Annotated in this window: 8 protein-coding genes; 4 read left to right on the top strand and 4 right to left on the bottom strand. The window is 55.8% G+C overall.

All coding sequences use genetic code 11. From position 1 onward, the window contains the following. Positions 1-134, bottom strand: a 134-nt coding sequence (locus Q0683_RS07580) for a DUF2887 domain-containing protein (RefSeq protein ID WP_298977091.1), incomplete at its 3' end; no start/stop codon positions are given. A 121-nt stretch (positions 135-255) separates the two neighbouring features. Here Q0683_RS07580 and Q0683_RS07575 point away from each other — a divergent pair. Continuing rightward, on the top strand, positions 256-576 hold the full coding sequence (locus tag Q0683_RS07575; RefSeq protein ID WP_298611322.1) for an MgPME-cyclase complex family protein: 321 nt from the start codon (positions 256-258) through the stop codon (positions 574-576). Here Q0683_RS07575 and Q0683_RS07570 read toward each other — a convergent pair. Further along, entirely contained in the window at positions 573-4,064 is a 3,492-nt protein-coding gene (locus tag Q0683_RS07570; RefSeq protein WP_298977089.1) for an AAA-like domain-containing protein, read from the bottom strand. The genes Q0683_RS07575 and Q0683_RS07570 overlap by 4 nt on opposite strands. A gap of 10 nt (positions 4,065-4,074) precedes the next feature. Further along, the gene (locus tag Q0683_RS07565; RefSeq protein ID WP_298611328.1) at positions 4,075-4,851 is read right to left on the bottom strand and encodes a helix-turn-helix domain-containing protein; all 777 of its coding nucleotides are present in this window, start codon (positions 4,849-4,851) and stop codon (positions 4,075-4,077) included. Between the two features lie 139 nt (positions 4,852-4,990). Between Q0683_RS07565 and purC the strand changes: the two genes are divergently transcribed. Next, the gene (gene purC, locus Q0683_RS07560) at positions 4,991-5,722 is read left to right on the top strand and encodes a phosphoribosylaminoimidazolesuccinocarboxamide synthase (RefSeq protein ID WP_298611331.1); all 732 of its coding nucleotides are present in this window, start codon (positions 4,991-4,993) and stop codon (positions 5,720-5,722) included. A 13-nt stretch (positions 5,723-5,735) separates the two neighbouring features. Continuing rightward, positions 5,736-6,719 carry a glucokinase gene (locus tag Q0683_RS07555; RefSeq protein WP_298611334.1) on the top strand — a complete coding sequence of 328 codons (984 nt, stop codon included), beginning with the start codon at positions 5,736-5,738 and terminating at the stop codon, positions 6,717-6,719. Between the two features lie 5 nt (positions 6,720-6,724). Here Q0683_RS07555 and Q0683_RS07550 read toward each other — a convergent pair whose 3' ends face one another. Continuing rightward, on the bottom strand, positions 6,725-7,657 hold the full coding sequence (locus Q0683_RS07550; protein WP_298617198.1) for a DUF1517 domain-containing protein: 933 nt from the start codon (positions 7,655-7,657) through the stop codon (positions 6,725-6,727). 218 nt (positions 7,658-7,875) lie between these two features. Between Q0683_RS07550 and Q0683_RS07545 the strand changes: the two genes are divergently transcribed. Continuing rightward, positions 7,876-8,343 (top strand): DUF4079 domain-containing protein, encoded by a 468-nt coding sequence (locus tag Q0683_RS07545; protein WP_298611340.1) that lies wholly within the window; start codon positions 7,876-7,878, stop codon positions 8,341-8,343. The last annotated feature ends 46 nt before the right edge of the window (positions 8,344-8,389 follow it).

Here is an 8,389-nt window from a genome sequence, read left to right as displayed (position 1 = left end):
TCAATGCGAAAGGTGGTTTCCTTGAGTTCAATCGAGTCAAAGCGGTAGCCTTCAGAAGAGTCTAGACCCAAGAGGTCAAAGAAGGTTTGGGGCAACTGGGCAAAGAGTTGATAAAACAGGGAATCACGACGCATGGGCTAGAGGGAGCGATCGCTCCAACCAGAAACCTCAGAAGTAGAGAGTTATGGAGGTAGGGGTTCCCTCATGCTAAGCTGAGGACTGGACAGAATATACTGTGGTTTTGCATAGATCCCTATGGCGACATACTATTACATTCTCGCAAGCAAAAAGTTTTTGACCGAGGAAGAACCCCTTGAGGAAGTGTTTCGCGAGCGACAACGTTACTATCGGGAGCAGGGTAAAGAGATTGATTTTTGGCTGGTGCCCGAGCCCGCCTTTCTAGAGCAGCCCCAGTTTGCTGAACAAAAAGCCCGCTGTCCTCAGCCGGCTGCTGCCATTATCTCCACCAACCGGCAATTTATCCAGTGGCTGAAACTGCGCTTGGAGTACGTGCTCATGGGGCAATTCACCAGCGAGGAAGTGCCTAACCCCCTGGCTTCCCTTGCCAGTGTTTAGGGACAAAGGGGGGGCACAGCAGGATTTTGTTGACGGTAATCCTTAAGCCAGTCGCAGGCGCTGGTCAATAACTGCCCCAAGCTATCTAGGGGACTGATTAAAACTTCATCGTCCTCGGTACCGATCGCCACATAGAGCCTGTCTTGACCACTGACATCAACGCTGTAGGGAATTGCGGAAATGCGATCTAGGAGGGCCACCAGCTGGCCCCTTTGCGTCCAAACCCGCACACTGCGATCGGGGGAGGCAGTGGCAATCATTTCACCGTCTGGGCTAAGACTAAGACTGACAATACTGCGCTGGTGAGCACGAAATACCCGGGGAGGCTTGGGGGGACGTTTGCCCTGCATAGACCACAGATAGACGGAGCCACTTTCCCCGGCCGCCGCCAAGAGTTGGCCATTGGCACTAAACTTAAGACTGGCCAACCATCCCGCGTCGGGATGCAGGCGATAGGCAAGGCGATCGCCCTCAAAATCCCAGACGTCAATCGCGCCCGCAGACCCCGTACTGGCCAGCAGCGGGAGGTGCGGATGAAAGGTGAGGCTCCAAATTTCCCCTTCGGTTTTGCGCTCTTGGATTTTCCCCGCGTGCTGCAGGTCAACCAAATAGAGGGTGCCCTTTTGATCACCCGCTGCCAAATAGCGCTGTTGAGGATCTATGGCAACGGTGTAGAGGGAAACCGCCCTGGGGAGTTGCCATGTTTGTTGCGACTGATCCTTGGGGTTCCAGAGCACGAGTTTACCCCCCTTGGTGGCGATCGCCACCTGTTGACCATCCGCGCTAAAGAGCACTTGGTTAATCCCTTTTGGATCAAGGACGGGGGTGGCTGCTAGGAGGGTGCCATCCCGTCGCCAATGCTTGACGCGACCATCTTTGCCCCCCGTCACCACTGTGGCGGCCTGGGGATCTAAAGCCACCGTCCAAATACTTTCTTGATTGGCAACCCACTCCGCCGTGCGGCCATGATCAAGGAACCAGAGGGTCATTTGTCCCCCGCGATCGCTGCTGAGAAGAACCGCCCCGGTGGGATTAAAACTTACCGTATTGATCAGGCGTTCATGACCGCGCAACTCGGCAATCAGTTCACCCGTTGGCTGCCAGAGGCGCAGTGTGTTATCAGTGCTCAGGGTCAATAGCCGATACCCCACAGGAGAGGTGCCGACAAAATAGACGGGGGCTGAGCTAACGCGCCACTGATTGATTTGTTGTCCCTTGGGATGCCAAAGGCGGAGGGTGCCATCTTTGCCCACCGTAGCCAGTTGACCATTGCGCAGAGACGTCAAACTGGTTTGGGGAACCGGCAGATCTCCTTGGACTTGCCAAGCTTGCAGCAGTTCACCTTGGGGCGACCAAACCCGAATCCAGCCCTCTTCATCGGCGGTGGCCAGGCGATCGCCGCTGATGGCATAACTCAAGCTATTGACCCTCTGGCTCAGGGTGGGAATCGTTGTCAGCAGTTCCCCCGCAATGCTCCAACGCAGCATATCCCCTGTGGTGGTGGTGGCGGTCAACTCCTCCCCTCTGGGACTAAAGCGAAAGTTGTTGATGGGCAGAGCAGGCAAACGCCGCTCAAAAACCAGTTTTTGCGGCTCAACGCGCCACAGGGAAATTTCCCCCTTCTCATTGAGCAGCCCTAGGCGATCGCCCGCGAGGCTCAGCCGCGCCAACTTCACTGCGCCAATGTTCAGGGACTGGGTACCCAGCCGCTTCCCCGTCGGCTGCCAAAATTCCACAACCCCCCTTTCACTGATGCTCAACACCTGGCGATCGCCGCTGAGAAAGGCTCCCACGAGGGGCTTGTGCTGGCTGTGCCATTGGTTGCGCGCCCGAATGCGATCCAGAAAAACATTGAGCACAAAGAGGGGACGGGTCGTGGGGTAGTCCCTGAGGGGGCGATCGCCCACCAAGCGCTGCAGCTCCCGTCCCGCCTCAATGGCCGCCACTAGGGCGGGCAACTCTTGGCTTTGAAACTGCTCTAGAAGATCATTACTGGTCTGCTCAAGGGCTAAACTGGCCTGAGTGGCCTGTAAATCCGCATGGGTCTTGGCCAAAATTGCTGCCACCCCCAAGGACACCAGCGAAACCACCCCCAGAGCCATCAGGGCGCGCCGCGTCAGACGACTGGCCTTATGACGCGCTGCCTCCAAAATGCGGTTGGCGGCACTGATTGCTGCTTTCTCTTGGCGCTCGAGAAGGAGAGTGTCTTCAATGGCCTTTTGATTGGCCTCCTGACTGGCAGAAAGGTACTGGTAATCCAAGTCACTGAGACTTTTGCCACTGGCCCAGAGCAGGGCTTCCTCCAAGGCTTGTCCCCGCAGCAACCGAGAGCTATCCCTGCCGCCGGAGCGCAACCATGCTTGGAATTCCTCACTATAGGGGCGCAAGCGGGCCAACTGTTGCTCTACCCACTGCGCATCAAAGACTTGGGCATAGATGGGGTTAAACACCTGCAATTGACCTTGGCGCTGGCACACCAATCCTGTCAAGGCAAGGGCACGCTGCTCATGACTGCCGTCGAGGGGGATACCTCCCGTTTCCAAGATGCGTTGGTAAAGTCCCAAGAGACGACCGCTGCGCTGTTCATCCGCCAGTAGGCGATTGCGAATGGTCTTTAGGTGTTCTGGTTCATCTTGCCGCTCCCAATCCTGAAGGATATGGTCTTGGACAAACCGGGCTAATTCCTCGCCGAGGGTGGATGCCGGCATAAATGACCCGCGGTGTTGCAGGAGGCGACAGAGTTTTTGGGTCAAGAAGGGTTGGCCGCCGGTCCAGTGGAGGATCTCCGCTAGGAGTTGTTCGGGGCGATCGCTCAGGTGGGCAATGCCCTTGAGGAGCGGTGTGGCTTCCCTCAGGGTAAACCCCTGTAAATCAATGGCACAGCCAATGTTAAAGGGGGTGCGCTGCTTATCCTGAATCAGTTGATCCGGCGTGGCCACCCCAAAGAGGGCAAAGGTTAGGCGCCGATATTCGGGATAATCGGCGCGTTGGTTGTAACAAGCGCGGATCCAAGCAAAGAAATCATCGGTGGAAAAGGGCAGACTCAACAGACTATCAATTTCATCAATAAAAATCACGAGAGGCTCACGGGTGTGGGCAAACAACACCGTTTCCACAAAGTCACTGAGGCGTTGAATGGGCGACACCAGCTGGCGATCGCGCCACCAAGAGCGCAGTGACACCACCTCGGTTAACTGAAATCCCTGAATAAGCGCGCCGACAAAGCTGGCATACCACTGCTCCGGTTGAATATTCTGGCTCCCGATCTTAGTGATGTCGAGGGCGGCACAGCGGTACCCCATGGTCATCAACTGGTGGGTCACCTGTACCCGCAGGCTAGATTTGCCCATTTGCCGCGAATTGAGGATATAGCAAAACTCCCCAGCGGTGAGGGCAGCCAACAGATCGGCATCTGCTTGGCGTCGCACATACACTGCTGAGGTGGTGGGTAAACTTCCCCCCACTTGATAGGTGATTGCTGCCGCCATGGAGGGTGACCTAGTTGGCAACAGTGTGCTCAGGTGCTGTTGACGTGGTTGGGGTCTGCGTTGTGGCCTGACTCACCAAAAATTCTTTTTCTGTCACTTCTCCCAGTTGCCCCATGGGTTGGAACGGCCCATTATTGACACTCACCTTGACAGCCCCCGCATTGCCAGTACGCACAATCAGGCGTTCTTTGGCTTGCCAGCGGCGCTCTGTTCCCGACTGCAGAATCCCGGCATAGACGACGCGACCATCGGCCTCCACCTCCAGCCATGCCGCCTCGGAGAGGGACAACTTGACCTCGACGGTTTCAGCAGGAGTGGCACGAGGGGTCGGGGTTGCCGCCGCCGTGGGGGTAGGTGCAGGGGTTAAATCGGTAATGCTTTGGGTTTGAGGACGAAAAAGATAGGCCAATCCCGCCACCGCCGTTGCCACCAGGGCAAAGTAGATGAGGTACAGGTGAAGCGGCCGCAACTGCCAACCCATACCGCCCCTAGAGACACTGGCTTGAGGGGACTGCTCCGCCGGTTCAACCAGCGTCGGAAAAGCGGCAGCTACACTTTTGCCATCCAGACCAAGGGCATCGGCAAAACGGCGAATAAATCCTTGGGTATAAACGGGTTCGGGTAAGTCCTCTAGGCTAGCATTCTCAATAGCTGCCAAGATTGACTGACGCACAAAGGTTTTGGCGGCCAATTCCTCGAGGCTCAGACCCAGTTCTAGTCGCCTGTCGCGGAGGAAAGCACCAATTTCTGCCAGTTTTTCTGCCTGTTGATTACTGAGGTGAGGCATCGCTCTCTATCTCCTGCCGTCAGTCTCTGTCAATTTGCCCCAGAGGGGTTTAGCTATTGCGATTATCCTACAGTAAGCTCCGTAGATGGGGGGACGGCCTTTGCTAGGCTAGATCTGGCTTTTAGACGCACCGTTTTTTATGACTCAACTCTCTCCCTTGTACGAAGGCAAGGCAAAAATTATTTATGCCACAGCAGATCCAGAAATCCTGCTGGCGGAGTTCAAGGATGAGGCCACCGCCTTTAATGCCCAGAAGCGCGGCGCAATCCAAAACAAGGGAGTGATGAACTGCGCGATCGCCAGCCATTTGTTTCGGTATTTGGCCGCCCAGGGCATCCCCAACCATTTTATTGCCCAAGTGGCGCCCAATCAGATGCACATTCGCCGCGTAGAGATCATTCCCCTTGAGGTGGTGGTGCGCAATCGGGCAGCGGGCAGCCTGTGTCGCCAGACGGGCTTGCCCTTGGGATTAGAACTCAATCCTCCCCTCGTGGAGTTTTACCTCAAAAATGATGCTTTGGGGGATCCGCTGCTTACGGGCGATCGCTTGCGCCTATTGCAGATTGCCACGGATGAGGAAGTGGCGCAGATAACGCAAATGGCCTTGGCCGTAAATACTCACCTCAGTCGCTTTTTTGCTGAGTGTGGCATTACCCTGGTGGACTTTAAGCTGGAGTTTGGCCGCAGTCAAAGGGGGGAGATTCTTTTAGCCGATGAAATTAGTCCCGACAGTTGCCGCCTTTGGAATCAGGAGGAAACCGATCCTGAAAAGCGCATCCTCGACAAAGATCGGTTTCGCCAGGATTTGGGCGCCATTGAAGAGGCCTACGCCCTTGTCATGCAGCGGGTCTTAGCCCATAGCATTCCATAGCCAGAGGTGGGCCATGACCGTTGTTCTCGGCGCCGATGTGGGGGGCACAAAAACCCTTGTCGAGTTATGGGAGGTGGTGGGCAGTGAGTGGCAGCTCCTCCACAGGGCTAAATACACCAGCCGCGATTTTCCTGACTTAACCACTCTGTTGCAAACGTTCCTCAAGACGAGTCCTGCCCATCCGCAGCGAGCCTGTCTGGGGATTCCGGGTCCGGTGATTGACCAAGTGGCTCAAGTGACGAATTTGGGCTGGCGGGTCAGTGGTGCTGAATTAGGAACGGCACTGCAGATTCCGAGGGTGACGCTGCTCAATGATTTTGCCGCCGTGGCCTATGGGGCATTGGTATTGCCGCCGACGGATTTTGTTGTGCTGCAGGAGCGGCCTCGGCGTCCCCAAGCGCCCATTGCCCTCTTGGGAGCCGGTACTGGCTTGGGGGAGGCATTGCTGATTTGGCAGGGCGATCGCTACCAAGTGATGCCCCTAGAGGGCGGCCACACCGACTTTCCAGCGCGCAATGAACAGGAAATTGGTCTATTGCGCTATCTGTGGCAAACCTACGAGCGAGTCTCCGTGGAGCGGGTGGTCTCTGGGGCGGGGCTGGTGGCCATTTACGAATACCTCAAGGGGGTCAACTTTGCTCCTGAATCAGCCGCAGTTGCCGCAGCAATGGCAGAGGCAGAAGATCGCGCTGCTGTAGTTGGCGAATACGGCCTTGCCGGGGATCCCCTGTGTGCAGAGGCCCTGCGAATGTTTGTGGAGGCCTATGGGGCAGAGGCTGGCAACCTTGCCCTCAAAAGTTTGCCCTTGGCAGGGGTGTTGATTGCCGGGGGAATTGCCCCCAAAATTCTACCGAAAATGACCGATGGCACGTTTCTGCGGGGGTTTGTGAATAAAGGACGGTTTCGCCCCCTGATGGAGCAGTTGTACGTGGCTGTGATTACGAATCCTGAGGTGGGATTGCGGGGCGCCGTACATTTGGCAGCTCAGGGGGTCTAGGGAGTCTAGAGGTGCTTCAGTTGGGGATAGGCCATCAGTAATTCATCGGCAGTGAGGGTATCCCCGATTGCCTGGGGTTGCCAGAGCAGTTCAACCGCCAGTAGGCGATCGCTGCCAATGCTTCCCAACTGTTGCAGGGCCTGCCGCAGCTCTAGGTCATTGTTGACTGTGGGCAGTTTCAAGCGTCCGGTGGCAGCCACCACCAAAGTCACGACAATGTATTCACCCACATCATTGCTCAGCCCAGGGGCGATCGCCCTCTGCTGGATCTCACGACGGTAGTTAGACAGGGTTTCAGCACTGAGTTTGCTCCGCTCTGCCAGCGCCAGTTGGTTAAAGGCAGTTTCCGCTTGTAGCAGTTTTGTTTCTTGGCTACTGGCGTGGGCATAGACCCAGTATTGGGGATGGCGCAGGAGGGCAAGGGTTGCCTCTTGCAGCACCTTGGTCAGGCCTTCGGGACTTTGGGTATCGGCGGTGAGGGCTAGTTGATTTAGCTCCTCTTGAAGTTCACGGGCTTGAGCCAGCAGTCCCACCTGCAGGGTATGTAGCGAGACCGTGGGGTTATCTGCGTCGATCTCAAAGTCATCGCCGCTGGTGCGGAAGTTGCGGAAAGCAGAGATCAAAGTATTGGCAAGGACACCGATCACAAGGATTGTGAAGAGGCCGCCAAAGCCACCGCCAAAACCAAAGAAGGGAATCAGAAAGGGAAAGCCAAAACCTCCGCCATAGACCGGAACGGGCTGGGCATAGCCGTAATCACTGCGGGGGACACGGTAGGAACGGCTGGGCACCGGACGACTAAAGGAACCACCCCCAACACGTCCACCACTGCGAGCTGCCCAGGCGGCACCACTGTCAAGCACCAGATGGGCAATCAAGACCGCCACTGCCACTATTGCCGTAACGGATTTGAGACGTTGCCAAAAAGTTTTCATCATAAATTGTGTTCCCAAGGATTGACCTACAGCAAGGAGATGTTCTGCTCTCAGTCTAACGCTTTGCCTGCTGAAGGTCAGAGGGGGAATGCCGATCAACCTCTCCTGCCTCTTACACCGGTCAACACGGCTGCAGGCTCGGCAGCATCCCTATTTTAGAAAGTGGCTGTATTAGGATATGAGAAGCAAACTTTTGCCTGCCGAGTTCTGTTCAAAACACAATGATTGCAATTCCTGAGCCTCTTAAGCCAGTAATTACCTTTGCCCACCCCGTGCTGATGTGGGTGCTGTTTGCCCTCACGCTTTATGCGATGTATTTGGGAATTCAAACGCGGCGCCTGCGCTCCCTCAGCGGTGAGGAAAAGAAAGCACTAATTCAATCCAAGGTCAATCTCAAACACCACCAAGTTGGCGCTGTCTTACTCGCCTTGATGGTTACAGGCACGATTGGCGGCATGGCGGTCACCTACATCAACAATGGCAAACTCTTTGTGGGGCCGCACTTAATTGTCGGACTCACAATGACGGCACTGATTGCGATTTCTGCAAGCTTAACCCCCTTTATGCAAAAGGGAAGTGAAGTGGCTCGTGCCTTGCACATGACCTTGAATCTGTTTCTGGTCATCCTCTTTGGCTGGCAGGCGGTGACGGGTCTGCAAATTGTGCAGCGAATTCTCAATGCCAGCTAGCTGGGGCGGCAACCTAGAAAGTCGTTGTAGCAATTGCAAAATCTCT

The organism is uncultured Thermosynechococcus sp. (assembly GCF_938074695.1).
GTDB lineage: Bacteria > Cyanobacteriota > Cyanobacteriia > Thermosynechococcales > Thermosynechococcaceae > Thermosynechococcus.
Note: the sequence above shows the minus strand (reverse complement) of the source record. Positions and strands in the feature narration are given on the sequence as shown.